At 67.1% G+C, this 24,897-nt stretch carries 21 protein-coding genes; 15 read left to right on the top strand and 6 right to left on the bottom strand.

Annotation, left to right across the window (positions count from 1 at the left end):
* The first annotated feature begins 1 nt into the window (after position 1).
* The 3 genes from VFW04_08100 to VFW04_08090 are packed head-to-tail and all read left to right on the top strand — an operon-like array spanning position 2 to position 1,354.
* The gene (locus VFW04_08100) at positions 2-502 is read left to right on the top strand and encodes a chemotaxis protein CheD (GenBank protein HEX5179274.1); all 501 of its coding nucleotides are present in this window, start codon (positions 2-4) and stop codon (positions 500-502) included.
* Positions 499-921, top strand: a complete 423-nt coding sequence (locus tag VFW04_08095) for a response regulator (GenBank protein ID HEX5179273.1) — start codon at positions 499-501, stop codon at positions 919-921. Before VFW04_08100 ends, VFW04_08095 begins: the two co-directional genes overlap by 4 nt.
* Entirely contained in the window at positions 911-1,354 is a 444-nt protein-coding gene (locus VFW04_08090; protein ID HEX5179272.1) for a chemotaxis protein CheX, read from the top strand. Before VFW04_08095 ends, VFW04_08090 begins: the two co-directional genes overlap by 11 nt.
* Here VFW04_08090 and VFW04_08085 read toward each other — a convergent pair.
* On the bottom strand, positions 1,348-3,189 hold the full coding sequence (locus tag VFW04_08085) for an NAD+ synthase (protein ID HEX5179271.1): 1,842 nt from the start codon (positions 3,187-3,189) through the stop codon (positions 1,348-1,350). The two genes, VFW04_08090 and VFW04_08085, sit on opposite strands and share 7 nt — an antisense overlap.
* A gap of 168 nt (positions 3,190-3,357) precedes the next feature.
* Between VFW04_08085 and VFW04_08080 the strand changes: the two genes are divergently transcribed.
* Both VFW04_08080 and VFW04_08075 read left to right on the top strand, forming a co-directional pair.
* Positions 3,358-5,418, top strand: coding sequence for a PBP1A family penicillin-binding protein (locus tag VFW04_08080; protein ID HEX5179270.1), 2,061 nt, complete (start codon positions 3,358-3,360; stop codon positions 5,416-5,418).
* Between the two features lie 12 nt (positions 5,419-5,430).
* The gene (locus VFW04_08075; protein ID HEX5179269.1) at positions 5,431-5,673 is read left to right on the top strand and encodes a twin-arginine translocase TatA/TatE family subunit; all 243 of its coding nucleotides are present in this window, start codon (positions 5,431-5,433) and stop codon (positions 5,671-5,673) included.
* 9 nt (positions 5,674-5,682) lie between these two features.
* On the opposite strand, the gene lon is transcribed toward VFW04_08075, so the two are convergent.
* Positions 5,683-8,244, bottom strand: coding sequence for an endopeptidase La (gene lon, locus VFW04_08070; GenBank protein HEX5179268.1), 2,562 nt, complete (start codon positions 8,242-8,244; stop codon positions 5,683-5,685).
* A gap of 222 nt (positions 8,245-8,466) precedes the next feature.
* On the opposite strand from lon, the gene VFW04_08065 reads away from it, so the two are divergent.
* On the top strand, positions 8,467-10,425 hold the full coding sequence (locus VFW04_08065; protein ID HEX5179267.1) for a protein kinase: 1,959 nt from the start codon (positions 8,467-8,469) through the stop codon (positions 10,423-10,425).
* Positions 10,426-10,428: 3 nt separating this feature from the next.
* Positions 10,429-12,363, top strand: coding sequence for a protein kinase (locus VFW04_08060; protein HEX5179266.1), 1,935 nt, complete (start codon positions 10,429-10,431; stop codon positions 12,361-12,363).
* A gap of 45 nt (positions 12,364-12,408) precedes the next feature.
* On the opposite strand, the gene VFW04_08055 is transcribed toward VFW04_08060, so the two are convergent.
* Together VFW04_08055 and VFW04_08050 are read right to left on the bottom strand one after the other, a co-directional pair.
* On the bottom strand, positions 12,409-13,230 hold the full coding sequence (locus VFW04_08055; GenBank protein ID HEX5179265.1) for an alpha/beta hydrolase: 822 nt from the start codon (positions 13,228-13,230) through the stop codon (positions 12,409-12,411).
* Positions 13,231-13,318: 88 nt separating this feature from the next.
* Entirely contained in the window at positions 13,319-15,346 is a 2,028-nt protein-coding gene (locus VFW04_08050; GenBank protein ID HEX5179264.1) for an aconitase family protein, read from the bottom strand.
* 327 nt (positions 15,347-15,673) lie between these two features.
* On the opposite strand from VFW04_08050, the gene VFW04_08045 reads away from it, so the two are divergent.
* A complete protein-coding gene (locus tag VFW04_08045) occupies positions 15,674-15,802 on the top strand; it encodes a hypothetical protein (GenBank protein ID HEX5179263.1) in 129 nt (42 codons plus the stop codon).
* A gap of 637 nt (positions 15,803-16,439) precedes the next feature.
* Positions 16,440-17,417, top strand: coding sequence for a hypothetical protein (locus VFW04_08040; GenBank protein ID HEX5179262.1), 978 nt, complete (start codon positions 16,440-16,442; stop codon positions 17,415-17,417).
* Positions 17,418-17,421: 4 nt separating this feature from the next.
* Here the strand turns inward: VFW04_08040 and VFW04_08035 are convergent, their stop codons facing one another.
* Positions 17,422-17,838 carry a GspH/FimT family pseudopilin gene (locus VFW04_08035; protein HEX5179261.1) on the bottom strand — a complete coding sequence of 139 codons (417 nt, stop codon included), beginning with the start codon at positions 17,836-17,838 and terminating at the stop codon, positions 17,422-17,424.
* Between the two features lie 250 nt (positions 17,839-18,088).
* Between VFW04_08035 and VFW04_08030 the strand changes: the two genes are divergently transcribed.
* The 4 genes from VFW04_08030 to VFW04_08015 all read left to right on the top strand — a co-directional run bounded on the left by VFW04_08030 (position 18,089) and on the right by VFW04_08015 (position 22,800).
* The gene (locus VFW04_08030; GenBank protein HEX5179260.1) at positions 18,089-18,331 is read left to right on the top strand and encodes a SelT/SelW/SelH family (seleno)protein; all 243 of its coding nucleotides are present in this window, start codon (positions 18,089-18,091) and stop codon (positions 18,329-18,331) included.
* Positions 18,332-18,369: 38 nt separating this feature from the next.
* Positions 18,370-19,449 carry an ATP-dependent 6-phosphofructokinase gene (locus VFW04_08025; protein ID HEX5179259.1) on the top strand — a complete coding sequence of 360 codons (1,080 nt, stop codon included), beginning with the start codon at positions 18,370-18,372 and terminating at the stop codon, positions 19,447-19,449.
* Positions 19,450-19,650: 201 nt separating this feature from the next.
* On the top strand, positions 19,651-20,142 hold the full coding sequence (locus VFW04_08020) for a hypothetical protein (GenBank protein ID HEX5179258.1): 492 nt from the start codon (positions 19,651-19,653) through the stop codon (positions 20,140-20,142).
* Between the two features lie 42 nt (positions 20,143-20,184).
* A complete protein-coding gene (locus VFW04_08015) occupies positions 20,185-22,800 on the top strand; it encodes a DEAD/DEAH box helicase (GenBank protein ID HEX5179257.1) in 2,616 nt (871 codons plus the stop codon).
* Here VFW04_08015 and VFW04_08010 read toward each other — a convergent pair.
* Positions 22,797-23,342: a GNAT family N-acetyltransferase gene (locus VFW04_08010; protein HEX5179256.1), complete on the bottom strand. Its 546-nt coding sequence runs from the start codon at positions 23,340-23,342 to the stop codon at positions 22,797-22,799. The genes VFW04_08015 and VFW04_08010 overlap by 4 nt on opposite strands.
* 217 nt (positions 23,343-23,559) lie before the next feature.
* Here VFW04_08010 and VFW04_08005 point away from each other — a divergent pair, with 217 nt between their 5' ends.
* On the top strand, positions 23,560-24,222 hold the full coding sequence (locus VFW04_08005) for a TetR/AcrR family transcriptional regulator (GenBank protein ID HEX5179255.1): 663 nt from the start codon (positions 23,560-23,562) through the stop codon (positions 24,220-24,222).
* Complete coding sequence (locus tag VFW04_08000) at positions 24,219-24,893, top strand: sigma-70 family RNA polymerase sigma factor (GenBank protein HEX5179254.1); 675 nt, start codon at positions 24,219-24,221, stop codon at positions 24,891-24,893. The genes VFW04_08005 and VFW04_08000 overlap by 4 nt, the downstream gene beginning before the upstream one ends.
* The last annotated feature ends 4 nt before the right edge of the window (positions 24,894-24,897 follow it).

Raw genomic sequence — 24,897 nt, 5'->3', positions numbered from 1 at the left:
GATGCGGGCGACGCGGGCGAATGGGGAGCGCATCGTGGGCGTGGGCGCGATGTGCGTGTCGAACACGGGCGAGCGGCTCGTGGCCCATGCGTTAGGCAGCTGCCTCGGCGTGGCGGTGTACGATCCGGTGGCGCGCGTGGGCGGCTTGCTGCACGTTCCGCTCCCCGCGTCCACCGACGACCGTGAGCGATCGCGCGACCGCCCGCTCGAGTACGTGGACACCGGCGTGGCGGCGCTCTTTCGCGACTGCTATCGGTTGGGCGCGAGCAAGGCCCGGCTGCGGGTCGCGGTGGCCGGTGGCGCGTCGGCCGGCGACGCCACGGCTGATGGTTTCCAGATCGGCAAGCGCAATCTGATCATGCTGCGAAAGCTGCTATGGAAGAATGGCATCCTGATCCACGCGCACGACGTGGGCGGCACCCGCGTGTGGCGCACTCTGTCGCTGGACCTTGCCACGGGCCGCGTCTGGCTCAAAACGCCGGACCGGGAGGGCGAACTATGATCGATCGAAGCGATGCCGCGGCGACCGCACAGGCGCCGTTGACCGTGCTCGTGGCGGACGACAGCCGCGTGATGCGGGCCATGATCATCCGTACGCTCCGGCTCACGGGGCTTCCGTTAGGCACGGTGCACGAAGCGGCCGACGGCGAAGCCGGCCTCGGTATCCTCGCGTCCGAGCCCGTCACCCTCGCGCTGGTCGACATCAACATGCCGCGCCTGAGCGGCCTGGACATGCTGGCGCGCCTCGGCCGGCCGACGGCGCGCGGGCCGCGGGTCATCGTCGTGTCGTCCGATGGCAGCGATGCGCGCGCGGCGCAGGTGATGGCGATGGGCCACGGCTTTCTTCACAAGCCGTTCGCGCCGGAAGATCTGCGCGACGCGGTGCTGCGCGCCCTTGGTGCACCCGACCATGACCGATAATTCGATCGCCCTCCGAGTGGCCGCCACCCTCGCCTTCGAGGAGCTCGGCCTGCTCTCCGTCGGCGCGGCCGTGGAAACGCCGAGCGGGCTCGACGCGCTGCCGGCCGCCGTGAGCGTCGCGTTCGACGGCGCGCACGCCGGGTGCCTCACGCTGCGGGTCTCGGACGACGTGTTCCGCGCCATCGCCGAAAACATGCTCGGCCTGGATGGCGAAGAGGCGGAGCCGTGGCGGTGGGATGCCCTGGGCGAGATGGCCAACGTGATCTGCGGCAACGCGCTGCCCTACATTCTGGGGCCGAGCGCGTGCCTAACGCTCGCGCCGCCGGCGCGCGGCGCGCCGGCCGAGACCGGAGGCGCGTCGCACATCGAGCTCGAAGTGGAAGCGGGTCGCGCCCGCGTCCTCCTCGAGCTGGCCGAACGGCGTCGTCAGTAGTCGACGGGCCTCAGCCAGCTTTCGCCGATGGCCGTGGAGCTCATGATCGCGACGCTGGGCAGCCGGCGCTTCCAGTGCGTGCGTTCGACGCGCCGGCGCACCAGCTCGACCTCGTCGCGCGCGAAGCCCCGCGCCTCGAGCTCCACCGGCGCGTAGCCGTGCAGCAGCCATTGCAGGATCAGGTCGGCCCGGGCGTACGAGATGCCCAGGTCGCCCTCGTCGGTCTGGCCGCTCACGAGGTCGGCGGTGGGCGGCTTGTCGATGATCGCGCCGGGCACGCCCAGGTGGCGCGCCAGCGCCCAGACCTGCGTCTTGTACAGGTCGCCTAACGGATTGAGCGGCGGCGAATCGTCGGCGTGCCAGGTGAAGTAGCCCAACAGCCGCTCGGTCTTGTTGCCAGTGCCTAACGGAATGGCCGAGTAGCGCGCCGACAGATCGAACAAGGCGATCATCCGCGCGCGCGCCATCACGTTGCCGCGGCGCGTCGCATCGGCCTCGGGCTCGTTGGCCAGGTAGCCGTCGACCGCGGCGCTGATGTCCACCGTCCGTCCCTCGATGCCCAACGCATCGATCACCAGCTGCGCGTGCGACAGGCTTTCGGGACTCGAGGCCCGGTACGGCAGCCGCACGCCGACCACGTTGTCCGCGCCTAACGCTCGCGCCGCCAGATACGCGGTCACCGACGAGTCGACCCCGCCCGACAAGGCCACGATGCCCTTGCCGAACCCGCGGCCCGCGATCTCGTCGCGCAGAAACGCGGCCAGCCATTCTTCGGTGAGCGCCGGATCGATCTCCAGCGGCGGCGGCGCGCCGGCCGCGGCCATCCCGCCATCCACGACGTCCATCGACCTCGCTCGCGCCGTGCTCGCCGTCGCCGGCGGAATCGTCCGCGCCTCGCAGCCGTCGCTGTCGTACTGCAGGGCATCCCCATGGCCGTTCTGGATCCGCGCCAGCGTCCCGACCAGGTGGGGTATCGCGGTGCGAAGGTCGGCCAGAAGCGGCATGTCGGCCCGGGCACGCGTCAAATCGCCCAGGTCCATCGCGATGGGCAGAATCGCCTCCGTCCACATCGGACCACGGATGCGCACGTCGCCTTTGGGTCCCGCGACCAACGCGCCACCCGGAAACGATTTGCCGGCCTCGCTCGATGCGAGGTTGGAGAACGACACGAACACCCCGTGCTCTTCGGCGATGTCGCGCACGAGCCGCTCCCATCGGGCCACGCTTGCCGGACCAGGAATTCCGTCCTCCCGCGGCCACGGACCTCGCGCCGGAGCGGCCGAGCAAACGAAAATGGCGCGGGCGCCATCGAGTGCAAGCAGCGTCCCCGTCAGGCTGTGCCAGGCGTCCTCACAGATGAGCACGGCGCAGCGACCCCACGGTGTGTCGAACGCCCGGAACGACTGACCGCGCTCGACGAACCGTTCCTCGTCGAACAGTCCGTACGTCGGCAGGAAGTTCTTCCGGTGGACGTGCCTGACCAGCGGCGCAGCGCCGCCGACCCGCACCCACATCGCGCTGTTGTAGAGGATGTTGTTCCAGACCTCGTAAAAGCCGAGTACGATCTCGAGCGTCCGGTCGGCTGCCTGCGGGACGGCGTTGCGGTACACGCGCTGCAGATCGGCCGCTTGTGCGCCGGCCGTGAGCGCGAATTCGCGAACGCCGCCCTCGAGGAAATATCCCGTGAGTGCGGTCTCGGGCAGATGAAGGACCTGCGGCCGGGGCGCGAGGCCGTCGAGTTGGGCAAACAACTCGCCCAGGCGCGCGAGGTTCGCCTCGTATTCGCCTTTGCGAGGCGCGAACTGGACGGTTGCGACGTCGATGACGGAAGGCATGACAAAAAGGTGGTGCGACAGGCTCAGTGGAGCAATGTCACAGAATTCGGGGAGGGGCGGGTTATCTTGCCGCCCGCGGATCGTGTGTCATTCGGAACGCTGTCGGGTATCACACTGGGAACGTCCGGCGCGCGGTGCGCCGGGTTGGCTGGAGCTTTGGTGAACGATATGAACGTTGCAGTGGCCGTGCACGCGCGCCCGCGCTCGAAGCGGGTGATGCTCGCGGCGATAGTGGTTGTGCTCGCCTCGCCGCCGGTCGCAGCACGCGCGCAGAGCGGCGGCACCACTGGGGATGCCTGGCAGATCGTGCAGCCGGCGCAGTCATCGCTGGTGTTCGCGCGCGACGGCACGTCCCTCATCGGTGAAATCGGCCGCGAGATTCGCACGAGCGTGTCGATCCGCTCGCTGCCGAAATACGTCGGCGAGGCGTTCATTTCCGTCGAAGACCAGCGCTTTTACCAGCACGACGGCGTGGACGTCGTCGGCGTCGCGGCCGCGCTCAAAGACGCGCTGCGCGGGCACGCGCGGGGCGCGAGCACGATCACGCAGCAGCTCGTCGGCAACATGCATCCCGACGTGATCAATCGCAGCGACCGGAGCATCGCGCGCAAGCTGCGCGAACAGGCGGCGGCGCGCGAGATGGAGCGGCACTACAGCAAAGAACAGATCCTGGAAGCGTACCTCAACGACATCGACTTCGGGCACGGGTGGTACGGCATCGAAGCGGCGGCGCGGCATTACTTCGGCATCGAGGCCGCGCGCCTAACGCTGGAACAGGCCGCCACGCTCGCCGCGCTTCCCAAAGGACCGGCGCTGTACGATCCGATCAAGCATCCGGACCGGTCGCGCGAGCGGCGGAATCTCGTACTCTCGCTGATGGCGGACCAGGGCTACATCACCCGCGCCGAGGCCGATCAGGCGGAGCAGCAACCGTTAGTCACTGCGCCCGACGCCGGCATGCCGGCAGCGGCGCCGTACGTCGTCGACCTCGTGCGCGAGGAAGCGGAGCAGGCGGGGGTGCCGGTGATGAACGGCGGCTACCGGATCGTGACGACCATCGACCCCGACCTCGAGCGCGATGCGACGATGGCGCTCGATTCCGGTCTCGCCCGTGTGGAGGCGCGTCCGGGATACCACCACGAGACGTTCGCGCACCGCGCGAAGGGCAGTACGGACTTTCTCGAGGGGATGGTGGTGGCCATCGACCCGCAGACGGGCGACGTGCTGGCCATGGTCGGCGGCCGGGATTATGCCGCGTCGCCGTTCAACCGCGCGGTCAACGCGCTGCGCCAACCCGGGTCGGCGTTCAAGCCGATCGTGTACGCGAGCGCGCTGCGCGACAGCATTCCGCCCAACGCACTCATCTCGGACACGGCGCTCGCCATCCCGATGCCTAACGGGACGACGTATCGCCCGGGCAACGCCGACGGCCTGTTCCTGGGGCCGATCACGGTGCGGGAAGCGCTCGTGAAGTCGCGCAATCCGGTGGCCGTGCAGCTGGGCATGCGCGTCGGCATGGACAGCGTCATCGCGCTCGCCAAACGGCTCGGCATCGAGACGCCGATCGCGCCGTATCCTTCGAGCGCGATCGGTGCGAGCGCCGTGCGGCCCGTGGATCTCGTCTCGGCCTACACCGTGTTCGACAACCTCGGCGCCGTCGTCGCGCCGCGCTACATCGTGCGCGTCGACGACCGCGCCGGCCACCAGGTGTGGGCGCCGCCCGCGCAGGCGCCGCGCTTCGCGCTCGATCCGCGCATCGCCTTCATCGTGCGCGACATGATGCGCGACGTGGTCGCGCGCGGCACCGCGACGTCGGTGCGCAAATGGGTGCCCGATGCCATTCCAGTCGCGGGGAAAACCGGCACGACCAACGACAACACCGACGTGTGGTTCGTCGGCATGACGCCCGACGTCGTGGCCGGCGTGTGGTTGGGCTTCGACACGCCGCAGCCGATCGTGGCGGGCGCGGCCGGTGGCACCCTGGCCGCTCCGATCTGGGGCGACATGATCGCGCACTACTATCAGGGGAATCAACCGGCCGGCACCTGGGACGACGTGCCGGCAGGCATCGCGACCGCCGAGCTCGACCGTTTAGGCGGAGCGCCGGCAACGGACAGCACTCCCCCCGACCAGCGTTACACTGAATACTTCATGGATGGGACGCAGCCCGGCGCGCCGGCATCGGCGGCCTGGGCGTTGTGGGCCTGGGGACCCATCGGCCAGCAGTAGCCTGGAGGTCACGTGTTCGGCGACATCGGCATCGATAAACTGCTGTTGATTCTGGGAATCGTGCTCGTGTTCTTCGGCCCGCGCCGTCTGCCCGAGCTGGGGGCGACGTTAGGCAAAGGCATTCGAGACTTCAAGCGGAGTCTGGGCGGTTTGGACGTCGATGTGCCGGGCGTGCTGCCCCCGGCCGGCACCCGGCCGGTTCACGACGACGCGGCCGGCGCCGCGCCGGCCGAGCCCAAGCGCCTCATCCAGTAAGGCGGCGCGTCAGCGCGCGCCCGCGGGCTCTTCTTCTTCCACGGGCGGATGCGCGTTCGCGCCGGCGCCGTTAGGCGCCAGCGCGATCGCGAATACTTCATCCAGCGTGGTCACCGGGTGGAAGGACAGCACCCGACGCACTTCCTCCGGGATGTCTTCCAGATCGGCCTCGTTCTCCTTGGGCAGAATGATGGTCGTGATGCCGGCACGGTGTGCGCCGAGCACCTTTTCCTTCAAGCCGCCGATCGGCAGAACGCGGCCCCGCAGCGTGATCTCTCCCGTCATCGCCACGTCGCGGCGCACCGGCACGCCCGACAACGCCGACACGAGCGCCGTCGCCATCGTCACACCGGCCGATGGACCATCCTTCGGGATCGCCCCCGCCGGCACGTGGATGTGGGCCTCGATGCTGCCGAGCCCATCCTCGGCGATCTTGAGACGCCGCGCATGCGTGGCCGCATACGTGAGCGCCGCCCGCGCCGACTCCTTCATCACATCGCCCAACTGGCCGGTGAGAATGAGCGACACGGTGCCTAACGGACCGCTTTCCGTGATGCTGCCCGGCGACGCCGCACCGTACAACCGCCGCACGGCCGCCTCGACGAACATGATGTCGCCGCCCGCCGGCGTGTAATACATGCCGGTGGCCACACCCACCTCGTTCTCCTCCGCCGCGTGCTCCGGGTGCACCTTCGGCCGCCCCAGCAGCTCGCGCACATCGCCCGGCGTCAGCTCGTGCGGCACCTCCTCGCCCGACGCGATCCGCCGCGCCACCTTGCGCGCCACCGCCCCGATCTGACGTTCCAACTGCCGCACGCCGCTCTCGCGCGTGTAGCTGCTCACCACCCGCATTACCGCATCGTCGTCGAACGTGACCCCCTTGCCGCCCAACCCCGATTCCTCGAGCTGCCGCGGAATCAAATACTTCTTCGCGATCTCGGCCTTCTCGCGCTCGGTGTAGCCCGAGAACTCCACCACTTCCATGCGGTCCAGCAACGGCGCGGGAATGTTCTGGATGAAGTTGGCCGTCGCGATGAACAACACTTCGCTCAAGTCGAAGGGCACGTTCAGATAGTGATCGGTGAACGTGTCGTTCTGCGCCGGATCCAGCACCTCCAGCAGCGCGCTCGCCGGATCGCCCTGGAACGAAACCCCGAGCTTGTCGACCTCGTCGAGCAGGAACACGGGGTTCTTGGTGCCCGCCTGCTTCATCCCTTGCACGATGCGGCCGGGCATCGCGCCGACGTAGGTCCGGCGATGGCCGCGGATGTCCGCTTCGTCGCGCGCGCCGCCCAACGAGGCGCGCACGTACTCTCTGCCTAACGCACGGGCGATCGACTTCGCGATGCTGGTCTTGCCCACCCCCGGCGGGCCGACGAACAACAGGATCGGACCCTTCGCCATCGCGCGCGCCTTCGCCTCGCGCTTGTCGGTGATCGTCCGGCCGTCGTCGGTCGGCGTGAGCGACGGCGTCGCCTCGTCGCGCCGCGGACGGATTTTCGCCGCGGGGAATTCGCCCGTCTTCTCGACCTCCGCAGCCAACTCCTGCGCGCGCAACTGGCGCACCGCCAGGAACTCCAGAACGCGGTCCTTCACGTCCGGAAGACCGTAGTGATCTTCGTCCAACACTTCGGCCGCGTGCTTGAGGTCCAGATTGTCGTCCGACCGCGTATTCCACGGCAGCTCGGCGATCCACTCGAGGTACGTGCGAATCACCTGCGCTTCCATCGACTCCCGGCCCGAGCGCTCGAGTCTGCCCAACTCGCGCTCGACTTCCTGCCGCGCCGTCTTCGGCAGCTCGAGCTTCGACAATTTTTCTCTCAGCTCCTCGATCTCGCGGCTCTGGTCGTCGTCGCCCAGCTCTTTCTGAATCGCCTTCATCTGCTCGCGCAGATACATCTCGCGCTGGCGCTGGCCCAACTCCTCCTGCACCTGCGATTTGATTTCTTCCTGCGCCTCGAGCAGGCCGATCTGCCGCTGCACGTGCACGAGCACGCGGCGCAACCGCTCTTCGACGCTCAACGTTTCGAGCAGACCCTGCTTCTCGGGCACCGATAAATCGATGTAGCCCGCGACGAGGTCGGCGAACTTGCCCGACTCCGTCACCGAGTCCAGCACCTGGTGCACGACTTCTTCGGGCAGCCCACGCTTCTCGCCGAGCTCGGCCGCGCGCTCACGCGCCTCCTTGTGCAGCGCCTCGAACGCCGGGTCGTGCTCGTCCAGTGGATTCATTTCCTCCACCGGCACGACGACCGCCGCGAGATAGTTGTCGGTTGTGGTGTATTGAAGTGACGTTGCACGCTGCTCGCCTTGCAGAAGCAGTTGCACGCCGCCCAATCCGCGTTGCACCTGCCCGATGCGGGCGATCACACCCATCGAATAGAGAATGTCGGGTGACGGCTCGTCGGTATTGTCACGCTGCGCTACCGCGAACACCAGGCGGTCCGCCTTGAGCGCCGCTTCGATGGCGCGCAAAGTGCCCGGCCGCCCAGCCGCGATCGGCTGCGTGAGGCCCGGGAATATCACCGTTCCCCGAAGCGGTAGAACTGGTAGTGTTTGTCGTTGTGCCATGTCGGATGATCTCTTGGAGTACTGTCCAACAGCGTGAATCGACGCGCCGAGGCACAGGTTCCGCGCCTCGTGCACCGGCATGAGGTACGCCTCGCGGGCAGGATTTGCAACTTCTTCCCGTCGCTTTGACGTAATGCAACTGCCACGACGACCGGGTCGTCTTTTCAGACGCTGCCGGGCATGGTACACTAAGCATCTTGTATTCCCTTACAGACCCATTTAGTGCTCGATCCGACCGCGACTTCCTCCGATGCCGAACTGAACGCGCTCGTCGAGCGCGCGCTGGCGGCTAACTACGAGCTCGATCGTGAGCTGGGCCGCGGCGGGATGGGCATCGTCTATCGAGCAAAAGACCGCCGGCTCAAACGGATGGTAGCAATCAAAGTGCTGCCGCCGGAGCTCGGCTTTCGCGGCGAGATCAAGTCGCGATTCCTGCGCGAAGCGGAGACGGCGGCGCAGCTCAGCCACCCCGACATCGTTCCGATTTACAGCGTCGACGAACGCGAGGGGCTCGTGTTCTTCGTCATGGCCTGTGTCGATGGCGACACGCTGGCCAAGCGATTGGTGGAGCGCGGACCGCTGCCGGTCGATGAAGCTCGGCGCATCTTGCGGGAGGTTGCCGACGCGCTCGCGTACGCTCACGCGCGCGGCGTGATCCATCGCGACATCAAGCCCGACAACATTCTGTTGGGCGAGGACGGTCGCGCGATGGTGACCGACTTCGGGATCGCGCGCGCGATCCAGGAGGGCGCCGACTCGCGTCTGACGGCGACGGGCGTCGCGATCGGCACGCCGGCGTACATGTCGCCCGAGCAGGCGGCCGGCGACCGCGAGATCGACGGCCGCAGCGATCTATATTCGTTAGGCATCGTGGGTTACCAGATGCTGGCCGGACAGCTGCCGTTCCAGGCATCGAGCACGGCCGCGATGCTCATGAAGCACATCTCGGAGCGGCCGGCGCCGCTCGACCAGGTGCGTCCCGATGTGCCCCCGGACCTCTCGGCCGCCATCATGGCGCTGCTGGAGAAGGAGCCGTCCAACCGGTTTCCGAGCGCCGCCGCGTTCGAGGCCGTGATGTCGGGCGACACGAGCCAGATGCCGGCGCGCTCGTCGCAGACGACCGCGCCCCAAACCGCGTGGGGATCCTCGCCGACGATGTCGCAGGCGACGTGGGGCCCGCCGGCGACGTCGCCGCTGCCGGTCGCGCCCTACCCGGCGCCCGCCGGCCTCGTGCCTAACCAAGCGCGTCACGGCGCGCCGACGCCGGACGACATCGCGCGCTGGTCGGCGCCCGAGGTGTCGCACTTCCGGTCGCAGTTCCTCAAGTACTTCTCGGTCAACCTCGTCATCGTGCTCGCGTCGGTGTTCTGGAGCTCCGGGCTCCTCTTCGTCACCGTCATCTGGAGCATGATCATGGCGGCCCGGTATTCCCGGCTCTGGTCGGCGGGATACGACTGGCGCGACGTGTTTCATCAGCCGCGCGACCGCCGGCTGATCGATGTGGCATCCGAGACCGTCGAGCAGGCGCAATCGGTGTTCGACAAGAAAAAGCGCGAAGAGCTGCGCCTGCGCGAACAAGCGGCGCGTGCCGCGCTGCCGTCGCCCACCACGCCGGGCGGAACGCCGTCGGCGGATTTCGGACGGTACACGGACGCCGTGCGCCGAGCGGAAGTGGATCGCGGCGAGATTCTTCGGTTAGTCATGTCGCTGCCTGCGTCCGACCAGAATCTGGTCAACGGCGTCGTGCCGGCCGCGGAAGGGCTGTACCATCGGGTGCAGTCGCTGGCGCTGTCGTTGGTCGACCTGGATCGCACGTCGCATCCCGATGATGCGGATCGGATCGAGCGTGAGATCACGACGCTCGAAGCGCAGGCCAACCCGTTGGACTACGCCGCGAGCGAGGACCGCGTGCGGCGGCTGGCGCGCCTCAAACGCGACCGTCGCGCGGTCGCGGACGCAATCAAGCGCCGCGCCGACACCTGGGCCAAGCTCGAGAGCTGCGCGCTCGCGCTGCAAGGCATGCGCGTCGACGTGCTGCGCTTGCGCGCCGGCGGCGTGGCCAGCGTGAGTCAGCACATCACCTTGCTCACCGAGCGCGCGCGGAATCTGGCCGACGAGGTGGACGCGGCCGTTGGCGGAGTCGACGAAGCGCGGCGAGCCGCGGCGCGCGGAGCGCGGTAGCGTGTGACGGATCCCATGCGCGATCGCGTGACCGCGGCGGTCGGCGATGCGTATCAGGTGAACGCCGAAGTTGGACGCGGCGGGATGGCGGTGGTGTACCGCGCGATGGATCTGCGGCTCAAACGCCCCGTCGCCATCAAGGTGCTCCCTCCCGAGCTGGCGTTTCGCGAGGACGTGAAGCGCCGGTTCCTGCGCGAGGCGCAGACGGCCGCGCAGCTGAGCCATCCGAACATCGTGCCCATTTTTTCGGTGGACGAGCGCGATGGCATCGTGTTCTTCGTGATGGGGTTGGTCGACGGCGAGAGTTTGGCCGCGCGCATTGCCCGTGGTCCGCTCTCGATCGCCGATGCGCGCCGGATCCTCGGCGACGTCGCGGGCGCGCTCGCCTACGCGCACGCGCACGGCGTCGTGCACCGCGACGTCAAGCCCGACAACATTCTGATCGAGCGCGAAGGCGGCCGGCCGATGGTCACCGACTTCGGCATCGCGCGCGCGGTGGAGGCCGACTCGCGCCTCACGGTCACCGGGATCGCCGTCGGCACGCCGGCCTACATGTCGCCCGAGCAAGCGTTAGGCGAGCGGGACGTCGATGGCCGCAGCGACATCTATTCGTTGGGCGTGGTAGCCTATCAGGCGCTGAGCGGCGTGCTGCCGTTCCATGCCAGCAACACGCCGGCCATGATGATGAAGCACATCAGTGAGACGCCCCGGCCGCTGCGCTCGCTGCGGCCCGACATCCCGGCGCCGCTCGAGGGCGCGATCGCGCGCGCGCTGGTGAAGCGTCCCGAAGATCGGTGGCCGACCGCGACGGCGTTCCGCGACGCGCTGCTGCGCGACGAAGCGCCGCGCGTGCCGTGGCAGCACACGCCGGCCTCGGCGCCGCCGCGCATCGCGCCGCCGGCCGGTGCCTGGCCGCCGCCCGCGGACAACACGCGCGTCGCGCCGGCGAATGCGGCGCCGGCGAATCCGGCGCCGACGCGCCCGCCGCCGATCATCGCGCCGCAACCGTTAGGCGCGTCGGCCGTCGTTCCACCGCTGCACTATGCCGCCCAGGCGCTGTCGGCGCGCGACCTGCGGCGGATGTCCCGGTCCGAACGGTTCTTGTCGCGGCCGATCGAAGAGCGCATCACGGTCTTCCGGCGGAATCTGGCCAGCACCGGGATCGTCGTCGTCATGCTGGCCGGCATCAACGTGCTCACGTCGCCCGAGTTTCCGTGGTTCCTCTTCGTTGCGTTAGCCATGGGCGCGTCGGTGATGAAACAATGGAGCGCGCTGTGGGCCGAGGGCATCACCTGGAAGCGCATCTTCAAGAAGCCCGATCCGGATGCCGTGCGCACCGTTGGGCCGGGTGTCGCCGCGCCGGCGCTGCCCGGCCCGTCGCAAGCCGAAGTCGATGCGGCCAGGCTCGCGCCTCCGGATGTGCTCGCCGGACCTCACGGTGACGCCGTCCGTCGAGCGGCCGCCGATCGCGCCACGATCCTCGCCATCATCGCATCGCTCGGCAAAGCCGATCGCGATCTCATTCCCGATGTCGAACCGACCGTGGATGGATTGGCGCAGCGCACCGCATCGATCGCGCAGATGCTGCATCACCTCGATCGCGATCTGTCGCCGTCGGCGATGGGCGAGCTCGAGCAGCGGATCGCCACTGTGAAGCGCGAGCCCGATGCGACCACCGAACACGAGCGCCGCCTGTCGCTGCTCGAGCGGCAGCACGCATCGCTGCTGCAGCTCACGTCGCGCCGCGAGCGGCTCGTTGGGCAGTTGGAGAGCGTCGGGATCGCGCTCGGGAACCTCAAGCTCGATCTGCTCAAGCTGCGCGCCTCCGGCGTCCAGTCGGCGATCGGAGAAGTCAACAGCGCGACGGTGGAAGCGCGCGCTCTCTCACGGGACATCGGCCACGTGCTCGAGGCAGCGGACGAAGTGCGCAAAATCTAGATTGGCGCGTCGAGGCCATCGCCGCCCCGAGCGCGAATCGATCGCCTAACGCTGCAACCAGGCCGAGAGAATGGTGCTGATCGTCTCGGGGGCTTCTTCGGGTGTGAAGTGCCGCACGTCCGAGATGATGTCGAGCGACGAGCCGGGTATGGTGGCCTGCAGGCGCTTCGCCAACGCCGGCGGCAGAAATGGGTCGTGCGCGCCCGACACGATCGCCGTCGGCGCGACGATGTCCTTGAGCCGCTGCTGCAAGGCGATCGTTTCTTCGGCATCGAGCGCCTCGAGGTGCGACACGAGCACGTCGCGTCCCGATGGGTGGCAGAACGGTCGAACGTAGATATCGATCGACCGGGCGCCGTTGTCTTCGTGCGCGTAGCCCCGTTCGAGCTCCGAACGCAGCATCGATAGAATCCACGTTGCCGGCAGGAAGCGCGTCAGCGGCAGCGTGGTGCGGGCGAGCTTGAGCTGCCGCGTTGGCCAGTCGTCGAATGCCACCGAGTCGATGAGCGCCAGCCGGGCCACGCGGGTCGGATGCCGCACGGCCAGGTACTGCGCGATCCCACCACCCAGGTCGTGTCCGACGATCGACGCGTACGAGATGCGCAGCGCGTCCAGCAGTCCGATGACGCGCTCGGCGTGGCCCTTGATGCTCAGATCGCGTCCGTTAGGCGGATCGCTCCGGCCGTAGCCGAGCAGGTCGATCACCACCACGCGGTGGCCCTCGGGGATCAGCGGCGCCACGTCGCGCCACAAATGCGACGAGGTCGGGAAGCCATGAATGAGTACGACCGGCTCGCCCGCGCCCCGCGTGCCCGTGGCGTAGTAATAGATGCGCGCGCCCCCTACGTCGACGAACTCACCCCGCATGCGCGATCACGAGTGCAGCGCCGTTCGGTGAACGCCGGACATGAACACACCGCTGGCAACGGTCGCGACGCGTTCGGCCGCGACCCCGTCAGGCGTGGACCAATTCATCGGTGCGTGCGGCGTCGCGCTCGTCGTGTCCCGACGTCCATTCGACGATGCGACCCGCAATCGCCGAAGCGGCCACCGTGTACGGCGACGCCAGATACAACTGTCCCGGACCGGAGCGACCGGGGAAGTTGCGGTTGATGGCAGAGATCGTGACCTCCTCCTTCGTGCGCGACACGCCGGGACCCGCATTGATGCACGCGCCGCACGAGGGCTCGACGAACGTTGCGCCGACGTCCGCGAAGACTCGGTCATAGCCGCGCTCCTGGCAGTACTCGAACACCTCGCGCGACCCGCACTGGATGAAGCAACGGACGTGCTGCGCGACACGCTCGCCCCGCTCCAGCGCCTCCGCGAACACGCGGGCATACATGTCCATGTCTTCCTTCTTGCCCGCCGTGCACGAGCCCGCGTAGGCAATGTCGATCCGAACTTCACCGGGCAGCTCGTCCACGTAGAGGCCGTTGCCCGGGTCGCCGGGCAGCGCGAGCATGGGACGCAGAGTGGATGCGTCGATCTCGATCACCTTCACGTAGGACGCATCCGGATCCGACCTGAGACCGTCGCACAAGGCGCGCGCCGACTCGGCGCTCATGCCGCGTTGGGCAACCAGATATTCGACCGTGCGCTCGTCGGGCGCGATGATGCCGGTGAAGGCGCCGACCTCAGCGGCCATGTTCGTCATGGTCGCGCGCTCATCGACCGACAACGCCTCGACCGCCTCGCCCGCGTACTCGATGATCTGCCCGATTGCCTCGCCGCTCTTGATGTACGGATGGCGCAGAATCTCGAGCATGAAGTCCTTGGCCGTGATGTTAGGCGGCTTGCGGCCGCGCACGACCACCTTGAAGGACTTCGGCACCTCGACCCGCACGTCGTTCGTGATCCAGGAATTGAAGATCGCCGTCGTGCCGACGCCGAACGCGATGCAGCCCACGGCGCCCGCGTGCGGTGTGTGCGAGTCCGAGCCGATGATCACCTGACCCGGTTGGGCGTGCGCCTCGAGAATCTTCGAGTGGCAGATCGCCTCGGAGCCCGCCGCGGCGAGCGCGCCGTGCAGGTTCAGGCGATGGTCGAGCTGGCCGTACAGCTTGATGCCCTTCGCGGCAGCAAATTCGCGCTGCTTGCTCTCGAGCTGGTTGGCCACGTCGAGAAGCCCCATCTGCACGTGCTCCGGCCGCATGACCTGGTCCAGGAACGTGAGATGGTCGCGGAAGAAGAACACCGACGACGGATCATTCACCGGTTCGTCCGGTCCGACCAACTGGTCGAAGAAGATCGCGGCCATCGGCGTCACGTACTCGTGGCTGAAGCGGATGTCCGTCCGGACGAACCCCTGATCTCCCGGCTTGACCGCCGGTACCCCGATCGCCCCGCTCGACGGGTCCGCCACCCAATGCTTCGCAAAGATCTTCTCGGCGATCGTCATTGGGCGCCGCGGCGTGGTGACCGTGGGGACGGCGACCTTTCCTTGCAGCCTGGCGAGGTTGTAGTTGAACAGGCCGCCGTATTCAATGATGCCCCGCGATATCCCGCCTTCGTCCTTGGTGAATTCGGAGAGGGGAATGTCCTCGCCGCGGCGCACGCGCTCGATCAACCCGAAATCGGTGGACGTGAACACACCGAGGTTCTGACAGTTCTCCCGATAGATGCGCTCGATGTTCTCGGCGATGACGAGCTTGATACCCGCAACCAGCTCTGCGTAAGGCGACTGCTCCCGCGACGAGCCCTTGCCCCGTCGCTTGCCGGACACGGACGCGACGAAGTGCCCCGCGCGGACCGAGCCGCGCACGATGGGAAATTCGTCGCCGCACTTGAGGCCGAGGTACGGGAAGTCTCCCAGCGTCTCGTCGAAGTAGTAGCAGATGTACGCTGGTGTGATCTCGTCGGTCGAGATGTTGTCGCGCAGCTTCGGGTGCAGCGGCGTTCCGGCCGGCGCGCGAGGATCGAACGGCAGATCCTCGCCCGCTAGCTGGCGCTTGACCAACTCTGGAGACTCGGTAAGGAACAAGACTCGCCCGTCAAAGCGGACGCGGTCGGATACCTTGTGAACCGGTCGTGTAAGCAGGCTCTCGATCATGCTCCGGCGCTGAGAGGGTCTTGCCGTCAAGATGACCGTTCGAGAACCCGTCCACAAGCCAACTTCGTACCGGCAGGGACATATCTCCTCGGCGGCGACAACCCTTGGCGCGAGCGACTGCGGCCGACCCGAGGCCGGCCGCAGCAAAATGCCTCACTGACGAGCTCGCACGTCCCGCCGGCGATCGCGTTTATCGGCTCTCAGGTCACGTGCGTTGCTACGCCGGTCAAGCCGATTCCGTCGGAGCGCGCGGTGGTCGTGCCGGCTTCGCCGGACGTCGTGCCGGAAGTGCCGGCGGTCCGCATGCAGCCGGGCGCGATTTCCTTGCCGGCGATCGTGACGGATGGCTCGCCGATCGCGCACCAACCGGTGACCGTCGGCTCGTAAGCTGCGGCGATCGTGGCGCACGTTTCTGGTGTCGGCGCGAATGTCGCGACGGTCCGAACGAATGTCGCGCGTGTCGTGACGGATGTCTTGCCGCGCCGGCGGACTCGCCGTCTGCGCTGAGGTAGTGGCTGCTGCAAGAGCGACTGCCATCGCGGCGCCAAACGCCGCTAGTCGTAGCCTCAACATATTGCCTCCCGTCCAGGTCTAACGCGTGCAAACGCACGCTCATGGTGATTCGCGATGGTGGACGTACTCGCGAGCTCGGCGTTAAGAGGGCGGGCACTTACGACACGGTCACAGGTTTGACACCGTGAAGCCCAGCAACGACTTATGAACAGATGACGTCCGCCGCTGCCGCCGTCGAGCCCTCTGGCGCCCGGACAAAAACCTGATATCGTTAGGCCCGGAGGCCGGGCGCCTTGGGTGTTGCCCGTTATTGCGTTGTCCTCCAACGACTTACCGCGATGGCGAGGGCGCTGTGACCGTTCCGACGATGCCGGGCGTACCAGCGCCTGTCCCACAATCTCCCGCAGAACCGGTAGTCTTCCCGCTGTCCTGGATATTCAGTTCGGCGATAGCTCCCATACAGTATCGCGCCAGCATCGAGGTCGCTCGCTTGAGCGGCCTGCCCGTTTCTATGGCTTCGCTTCCGTACTCGTATGAGCCCGCGCTGTCGCTTGCTCTGTCGCAGCGCGTTGACGGGACGTGGAACGGCGCCATGCTGACGATGCCCGGCGTTCGTGGCGGTGACTTCGAGGGCATCGGGACGATGCCGGCCGTTAGGCGGATGCTGGAATACGGATGGGATCGCGAATCGCCTCCGTTGATTCGAGCCAGGCGTGCGCTCTTTCGCTTGTTGGCCGAGGATGATGATGCCGGCTTGATGTACGAGCTCGCTCCGCGCGGGCCCAATGCCGGCGACGTGGAGCTCGTGCGGCACGGCCGAGGCATCTTGCGCGAGGCGGCAGCGGCGACGCTTGCGCAAGCGGGATACGAAGGAGATCCGCGTCTTCGGGGTGCGGCGAGGCGGATTGTCGACCGCGTGTCTGCCTACCTGCGGTCGCCGCTGGCCGAGAAGCCGTTCGTGCGCGCAGGTAATCAGCATGTGTTGGCGCCGGAGGCGTCGCCGCCGTCGATTTACGCTCTGATCATGCTCGCGCACATGCCGAGGTTCCGGAGCGAGAACTATATCATCATGGAGCATGTGTACGGGTGTCTTGCGCAGCCGGCTCCGCGCGCTACGCCGGCTCGTGTGATTGGGAAACGTGTCGTTCCGGAGTCGCACCTGGTGTTAGGCGATCCCTTGCCGCATCGCAGCACCGTAGAAAGCGATTTGGCCGGCGCATTGTTCTGGCTCGAAATTTTGGCGCGTTTGGGGCTGTTGCGGCGCAACGAGAACTGGTCGCGGTTGTTCGAGCACGTACTGGGCGAGCGCGACGAGCGCGGCGCGTGGCGTGTGGAGAAGCGTCCACCGTCGCTTCGCTCGAGCGTACCGTTTTCGTGGGCGAACTTTCCATTGGAGCCGCGCCCGACCCCCGAGACCTTGGCCGCCGAGGTCACGTTTCGAATCGGGATGATTGCGAGGCTTGCCGGGAGAGCAATCGAGTTGGCCTGAGGCGTCATCGCACTCTCCCAACGCGCGAAACCGTAATCGTTTCAGCCGCGAACCCGGATCGAATGACGAGCGTGGTATTCGACGCGCCGAAGGCTCGACCCGTTGGCCCAAATCGAATGCTGTCTCGACTCGCGGAAAGTCGAGCGCGCAGATCGCCGGTGAGCGAATGTCGGAGGACGGTGTCTCGATTGACGATTATCGAGACCGTGGCGACCGACGCGTCGATGACGACGAGCGCAGCCGCTGCGCTCGAGAGTGCTGCATCGCGAGCGGATGCCAGTGTGGCGCGCATGGTGGTAGCGGCGGCGCGCGCCGCCGCGCGGTCGCGGGCCCGGATGGCAGCCGGCGCTCCCATGGCCGCCAACGTTGCCATGATGGTAAGCGCGGCGACCAGCTCCCACAGACTATGACCTGAGCGCATCCTTCCTCCGGGAAGTCGACGCGCATGAGATAGCAGTGGCGGGACAGCTTTGTGTGAGCAAATTCGTGGAGGGCGGTCCGAATCATTGCGGCTGCCGGGAGCGGTACCGTCCGTGCCGTTCTATGAGATCTGTCTTGACGGATCCCTCGGCGAGCTTGGTGCACGGCTGCCGCTGGCATTGCTCTGCGTTGGAAGCGTATGGTTCGCAGTGGCGCGGCGGACGCGCCGATGGCGCTACCTGTGAGGACGCATGACGATTACGATCGAATACTGTACGCTTTGAAACTACGAGCCGAGGGCCACCAGGTTGGCGGCCGAGCTCAAGGCACACTACCCGGATGCGTCGATCGCGATGCAGCCGTCGCGCGGAGGACGGTTCGAGGTGTCGCTCGACGGGAGGCCGATCTTCGAAAAATCGAAGCTCGGGCGTCACGCCAAGGAAGGCGAGGTGCTCGGTTTGATCGAGCGCGCGCGAGCGGAGCGTGCCGGCTGATGGGCGCACCGCGCGGCGATCGTTAGACGCGGCGTCGGATGCGCATCGCGATTTCGACCGGCGGCGGTGATGCGCCCGGCTTGAACGCCGTCATCCGCGCCGCGGTGCTATCCGCGATCGGACGCGGATGGGAAGTCCTGGGCGTCAAGCGGGGCTACGCCGGTCTGTTAGGCGAAGACGAAGTGGTGCCGCTGACGCGCGAATCGGTGCGCGGCATTGCCCACCTGGGCGGCACCATTCTGCGCACGACCAATCGCGGCGACCCGTTCCACTATCCGGCCATCGCCGCCGACGGCACCTACTGCGAGCTCGACCGCTCGGCGGAGCTCGTCGAACGAGCGCGCAACCTCGGCATCGACGCGTTGATCACGATCGGCGGCGACGGCTCGCTCCGCATCGCCCAACGATTGTTCGAGCGGGGAATGAAAGTGGTCGGCGTCCCGAAGACGATCGACAACGACGTGAGCGGGACGATCACGACCTTCGGATTCGACACCGCCGTGAACACGGCGCTCGAGGCGATCGACAAGCTGCACACGACTGCCGAGAGTCACGATCGCGTGATCGTGATGGAAGTGATGGGGCGCGACGCCGGGTTCATCGCCCTGCACAGCGGGCTGGCGGGCACGGCCGATGTGATTCTCATTCCGGAAATTCCCTACGACATCGAAAAAGTTTGCGACAAAATCCGATCGCGCGATCGTGCCGGTCGCTACTTTTCGATCGTCGTCGTTGCCGAGGGTGCGCGGCCGCTCGGCGGCCCCGTCTCGGTGCTGGGCCCGTCGTTGCCGGGCGAGGAGCTTCGGTTAGGCGGGATGGCCGACAAGCTGGCGCGTGAGATCCAGGCGCGAACGGGCAAGGAATGTCGGTCGCTGGTGCTTGGCCATCTGCAGCGCGGCGGCATGCCTACCGGGTACGACAGGTTGCTCGCGACGCGCTTCGGTGGGGCAGCGGTCCGCGCCATTGCGGCCGGATGCTTCGGGCAGATGGTGGCGTTGCAGTCGCCGCACATAGTCTGTATTCCCATCGCCGAGGCGTTAGCCGTGCCCAAACGAGTCGACCCGATGCACGACGTGGTCATGACGGCGCGGGCGACGGGCGTCTCGTTCGGCGACTGAAACCGGCGCGGTCGCGGCGAAGGTCAGTCCAGCCGGTCGGACGGACATGTCCGGACATGTGGACACCATCTCGCGGACCCCGCTGCTGCCAATTCGTAAGCTGTTATGTCGCTTAGCGTTACATTAGATTAGAATCGCGGGAATCATGGCATTGCCCCTGCAGGCCTGAGGGGCCGTGAGACCCGCATGTTCGGAGATGCAATGACCCGCTTCGCTCTGACCCTCCTCCTCGCCCTGACTGTGCCGCTTGCCGCGCAGACGGCGGAGCATGGGAAAAGCGGCGACCAGAGCGTGATCGCGCACCGGCCGCCGCCGGGAATGTGCCGCATCTGGATCGACGGCGTTCCCGCGGAGCGGCAGCCTGCGCCGACGGATTGCGCGACGGCGATTCGCCGGCGCCCGTCCAACGCGCGGGTCATTTTTGGCGAGGAGCTGCGCCCGCCTCGCGGTCAGGTGCAGGCGCCGCGACTCGTGGAGCAGCCGCCGAAACCGGTCGAGCCGGCTCCTAACGCGACGCAGGGCAACGAGCCCAAGCCGAACGATCCAAAAGCGGGCGAGCCGCGCACGGTCGATCCGAACACGAATCAACCGCGTCCGCGTGTGCAGCGGCCGCCGCCGCGCATGCCGCCTCGGCAAGTGCCGAAGCCGCACAAGCCGAGCGGTCCGCCGATGTCGCACATTCGGATTCACTAGGCGCGGCTTCCCTCTGCTTCGCGCTTGCCACAAGCTTCGCACGTGGCAAGTGATTCACCGCAATTCCGCCGGCCGCAGGACCATGGCCTACCGCCCGATCACGATGCGTTCGTCGCGGCCGAGCCGGCGACGGGCCGCGTGATCGTGATCGCTCCCACACGTGCCGCGTGCGAGACGATCGAGATCGCGATCGGACTGCATCTCGAGACGCTGCTCGAGCGCGAGCACGGCGCCGAAATCCGGGACCTGGCGGGCGCGGGCAAGGGATTCGGCATCATCGCCGGGACGGGCACCGGAAAGACGCTCGCGATCCGCACGATGGCCGAGACTATTTTGGGCACGGCCTTGCGCGTCGGCGTGGTGAATCGAGAGCGAGAGGCCACGCCCGAAACGCCCACCTGGAACGTCGTCATCGTTACTACCGGCATCGCTCGGCGCTGGTTTCAGGACGGCGACATTCTGGAGCGCGATACGCTCATCGTCGATGAAATCCACCAGACATCGGCGGAGCTCGAGCTCTGCCTTGCGTTAGGCAAGCGGGTGGGGTGCCGCAGCATCTGGCTGTCAGCGACGGTGGATCCGGCGTTTTACGCGAACTATCTCGACTCGGCAGCCGTCCTCGAGGTGCAGGCGTTCGATCCCGAGAAGGCGGCGAAGGTCGTCGTGATGAACCGGCATCCACTCGAGTTTCTCGACGAGCGGTTCTTGACCCGCGTGCAGCGCGAGCGGCGCGGTGTGGGCGTGTTTCTGCCGACGCGGGCTGCCGTCGAGGATGTCGCGGACATGGTGCACCGGAGGTCGTCGCGCATCGAGAGCGCATTCTATCACGGCGGAGAGCCGATCCGAGTCATTCGGCCGTTTCTGGATGGCGAGGTGCGGAAGCCGTACGTGCTCGCCATGACTGCCGCCGGACAGAGCGCGCTCAACGTGCGCGGGCTGGACACCGTCGTGATCGACGACACGCGATTCGCGAATCTCATCGAACACGGGCGCAACGTGCTCACGCGCGTACATCTGGGTGCGAACGAGATTCTGCAGATGGCGGGGCGCGTGCACGGACGCGTCGCAGGCGGGCGCGTGTTCATTCTCAGCGACCGCGACATCGAGTTTCGGTCGCTGCGGCCGACGGCGCCGGAGTTTCAGCTCGCCGGCGATTCGGAGCGTGTGGCGCTGACGTGCGCCGATCTGGGCGTGCGCGCGGACGAGCTCGAGCTGCCGGTTCCGTTAGACCGAGCGGCGTATCGCGCCGCGGTCGCCCGGCTGGAGCGGCGCGGCATCATCGAGAACGGACGCCTCACGTCATACGGCAAATCGGTCGAGGCGCTGCCGGTGGAGCGGCCCTGGGCGGAGCTGCTCGTCCACGCGGACGACGATTTGATTTCCTACATCGCCGTGGCCGCGTCGATCGAGTCGCTGCATCGTATGACGCGCGACGAGCGCGATCTCGAGGGCGTGATCGTGCCGGGCAGCGATCACCTCACCGCGTACAACCTGTATGCCGAGGCGTACCGGCGTCATGGTTCCGTGGGCGAAGTGTACGGGCTCCCCCGGCATCTGTTCAGCGAGGGGATCGACGACTGGGCCGAGCGGCGCGGGGCGCTGGTCAAGGCCATCGAGGATGCAGCGTTAGGCATGGCGAGCATCTACCGCGCGATCGGAGTGCCGCTGCCGTCGCGCATGATGCCGGCCACCGATGCGGTGTACGGGCGCTTCGCCGATCTGGTCGCGCGCATCATGCCGTTCGATCTCGTGATCGGCGAGCAGACCGCCGAGGGCGAAGAGGCGCGTGTCTCGAAGGGCAGCGTGTGCGGCAGCTGGGGCGCGGTGGCGGGCTCGCTTCGCTACTTCGCGGATCGCTCGGGCACCGCGCGCGCGGCTATTGAGGGCACGCAGATCTCGCTCGACCTCATTCGCCGGTACGCGTCGTTAGGCGAATCCGAAGTGGTGTACGACCCCGAGCGCAAGCGCGCCGCGCTCGCCGTCTCGCGGCGTACACAGTACCACGGTTTCGAGTTGGGGCGCGAGCGCGAGCCGCTGGACACGTTTCCCGATGCGCTGGCCGCGCAGGCCAGGCACGTCCTGGCCGGCGCTCTGGCTCGCGGCGAGGCGCGCCACCACGCCGTGCGGCAGAACCGGAGCGCCATCGACGAGCTGCGGGAGGTCCATCGGCGCTCGGGCGGCATCACTCCCCGGTTAGGCCTGCAGGAGCTCACCGCGTTCTACGAGTCCAGGCTCGCCGGCGTGCATTCGATGGAGGAGTTTCGCGCCGCGGATCTGCGCCTCGATCCCGAGGCCTTCGTGTCGGCCGAGGAGCGCGCCCGCTGGATGGCCCTCCCGTCGTCGACCACGATTCGCGGACACGAGGTGCCCGTCGAGTACGAGGTCGAGGAGGACGGGACCGGCGTCGTTCGGCTTCGGCTTCCCGAGAAAATGGCGCGCACGCTGGCGGCGTCGGAGCTGCCCGACTTCGATCGGCCCGTGCGCTTCGTGGTTACCCGCGGACAACGCGGAGCGGTTCGCGCCGCGAGCCTCGATGAGCTGCAGCACCTGCTCGAGCTGCCGTGGTCGCCCGGAGAGCGCGCCGGCGATGGGCGGGAGCGATACCGCGGTGTGCCGCGAAACCGGCATCACGATCGCCGCGGCCGGCGCCGCCGTTAGCCGGCGCGCCTTGCGTTAGGCTCTGGCGGCGGGTCGTCGACCTCGGCCGCGTAGCGCTCTTCGCGGAACGGCACGAAGCCACGCGCCCGGTAGTTAGGCAGCGCGTGCGGACTGTCCAGCGTGCAGGTGTGCAGCCACACCCGGCGCGCGCCGTCCGACCAGGCCTGTCGCACCGCGCCGGTGAGCAGCTGCTTCCCCCAGCCCTGTCCCGTCCGCTCCGGGATCAACCCGAAGTAGACGATCTCGGTGTCGCCGGACTCGGCGCGACGCAGCTCGAAGTATCCGGCCGGAGCGCCGCCCAGCCATGCCACCCACAAGCTGATGGTCGGCGCCGCCAGATACGTGACGATCTGCGCATCGGTCCAGCCCAACCGATCTCGCCAGTAGTGGTTCCGCCCAACTTCGGCGTAGAGATAACGGAAAAAGGAGGGCGGACACGATTCCACGCGCACGATCTGCAACCGTGGATCGGTATCTGCGGCCCGCAACTGCCCCGGCTCGGTGAGCTCAAGGTACGTGCGCGTGACGGTAGTAGTAGCCATCGGGATCTCTGGGCAAAGCCGGGGTGGCGATCAAGATAACGCCCCCGGCCGGTCCCCGCGGGTGTGGACCGAGCGGTCCACAACTGACCGTCAGAGAACAGTCAGCGACCGGTAGTGGATTTGATAACTATAATCTAATGCGTTGTCATATAGATCGTTACAAAGCTGGTAGCGCAGCCATTGCTTTTAGGACCGATCGGTCTTATCATACGTCGCCATGAAGGATCGCCGAACACAGATCGTGGAAGCCGCGACAGCCGTGATGGGTCGCCAGGGATTCCAGCAGACGTCCGTCGAGGACGTCATTCACGAAGCTGGGCTCTGCGGGAAAGGTCATTTCTATCACTACTTCAAGTCGAAAGAAGAACTCGGCTACGCGGTGTTGCTGCACCAGTTTGAAGTGTTCGCCGAGACCGGTCTCGCGGTGCTGCGAGACCCCATGCTGCCGCCGCTCGCTCGGTTAGACGAATTCATCGACTGGATCGTGGAGAGCCAGGCCGAGCGCGGGTGCTGCGAGGGCGTGAGCCCGTGCGGTGCGCTCGCCACCGAAATGGCCGAGCAGCACGAGGGATTCCGCAAGCACGTGGACGCGCTGTTCGAGCGATGGACTGGGCAGCTGCAAGCGCTGTTCTGGGAAGCACGGCCGCAGATGATAGACGATGTCGATACGGAGGCACTAGCGCGATTTATCGTCGCCACACTCGAAGGAGCGCTGTTCATGTCGCGCGTGAAACGCGATGTCGCCGTTCTCGAGGATGTGGCAACCGGTCTGAGACGTTTCGTGATGTCCCATGTTCGAGCGGATGAGCGGCACGCCGGCGCCGTCCGAGATCTGGTGGGGGGCACGGACCAATCGGTGGGGAAGGAGAGTGGCCGATGATGACAAAAGAGAGAAACCAATCGCACGAGGACCTGGCTCCTCTGCGCGCTCGGCCTGCCGAGGCCGCGGCACCGGCGGTCGAAATAGAGAATGCCCCGACCGATCCGCGCGAGCGACGCGCAATGTTCGAGGCGGAAGTTCTCACGCAGCTGGATGCGCTCTTCAGTTTCGCGCTCAAGTTGTCGCATGCGCGCGACGAGGCTGAAGATCTGGTCTCGGAGACTGTGTTGCGCGCGCTCGAGCGTTGGGAGCAATACCGGCTCGGGACGAATGCCCGCGCGTGGCTGTTCACGATTCTCTATCACGTCTTCGTGAGTCGCCGCAGGCGCGTTACGTCGCGCGAGCTTCCGTTGCCCGAGGAAATCGACGGCTGGTCGGGCAACGAAGTCGTCGGCGAGGCGGACCCCGAGGGGCAATTCTACAATTCGTTCGTGGACGACGAAGTGACGCGCGCCATCGATGCGTTACCCGAGGAGTATCGAACGGCCGTCGTGCTCAGCGATGTGCACGGATTGCGCTACGCGGAAATCGCGGAAATACTCGGCGTCCCGGAGGGAACGGTGAAGTCGCGACTCTTCCGCGGGCGGCACATTCTGCAGAAGAAACTGGTCGACTACGCAACCGAGATGGGCTACATCAAAGGTCGCGGGCCGCAGACCGTGAGCGTGTAGCCAA

This window comes from Gemmatimonadaceae bacterium (assembly GCA_036273715.1).
Lineage (GTDB): Bacteria > Gemmatimonadota > Gemmatimonadetes > Gemmatimonadales > Gemmatimonadaceae > JADGGM01.
Note: the sequence above shows the minus strand (reverse complement) of the source record. Positions and strands in the feature narration are given on the sequence as shown.

What these genes read in the sequence shown, in the direction of transcription:
- VFW04_08025 (HEX5179259.1), top strand. Translation starts at nt 18,370, where the DNA reads ATGCGCATCGCGATTTCGACCGGCGGCGGTGATGCGCCCGGCTTGAAC.
- VFW04_08020 (HEX5179258.1), top strand. Translation starts at nt 19,651, where the DNA reads ATGACCCGCTTCGCTCTGACCCTCCTCCTCGCCCTGACTGTGCCGCTT.
- lon (HEX5179268.1), bottom strand. Translation starts at nt 8,244, where the DNA reads ATGGCACAACGACAAACACTACCAGTTCTACCGCTTCGGGGAACGGTG.
- VFW04_08000 (HEX5179254.1), top strand. Translation starts at nt 24,219, where the DNA reads ATGATGACAAAAGAGAGAAACCAATCGCACGAGGACCTGGCTCCTCTG.
- VFW04_08085 (HEX5179271.1), bottom strand. Translation starts at nt 3,189, where the DNA reads ATGCCTTCCGTCATCGACGTCGCAACCGTCCAGTTCGCGCCTCGCAAA.
- VFW04_08100 (HEX5179274.1), top strand. Translation starts at nt 2, where the DNA reads ATGCGGGCGACGCGGGCGAATGGGGAGCGCATCGTGGGCGTGGGCGCG.
- VFW04_08035 (HEX5179261.1), bottom strand. Translation starts at nt 17,838, where the DNA reads ATGCGCTCAGGTCATAGTCTGTGGGAGCTGGTCGCCGCGCTTACCATC.
- VFW04_08055 (HEX5179265.1), bottom strand. Translation starts at nt 13,230, where the DNA reads ATGCGGGGTGAGTTCGTCGACGTAGGGGGCGCGCGCATCTATTACTAC.
- VFW04_08080 (HEX5179270.1), top strand. Translation starts at nt 3,358, where the DNA reads ATGAACGTTGCAGTGGCCGTGCACGCGCGCCCGCGCTCGAAGCGGGTG.
- VFW04_08095 (HEX5179273.1), top strand. Translation starts at nt 499, where the DNA reads ATGATCGATCGAAGCGATGCCGCGGCGACCGCACAGGCGCCGTTGACC.
- VFW04_08090 (HEX5179272.1), top strand. Translation starts at nt 911, where the DNA reads ATGACCGATAATTCGATCGCCCTCCGAGTGGCCGCCACCCTCGCCTTC.
- VFW04_08010 (HEX5179256.1), bottom strand. Translation starts at nt 23,342, where the DNA reads ATGGCTACTACTACCGTCACGCGCACGTACCTTGAGCTCACCGAGCCG.
- VFW04_08005 (HEX5179255.1), top strand. Translation starts at nt 23,560, where the DNA reads ATGAAGGATCGCCGAACACAGATCGTGGAAGCCGCGACAGCCGTGATG.
- VFW04_08040 (HEX5179262.1), top strand. Translation starts at nt 16,440, where the DNA reads ATGGCTTCGCTTCCGTACTCGTATGAGCCCGCGCTGTCGCTTGCTCTG.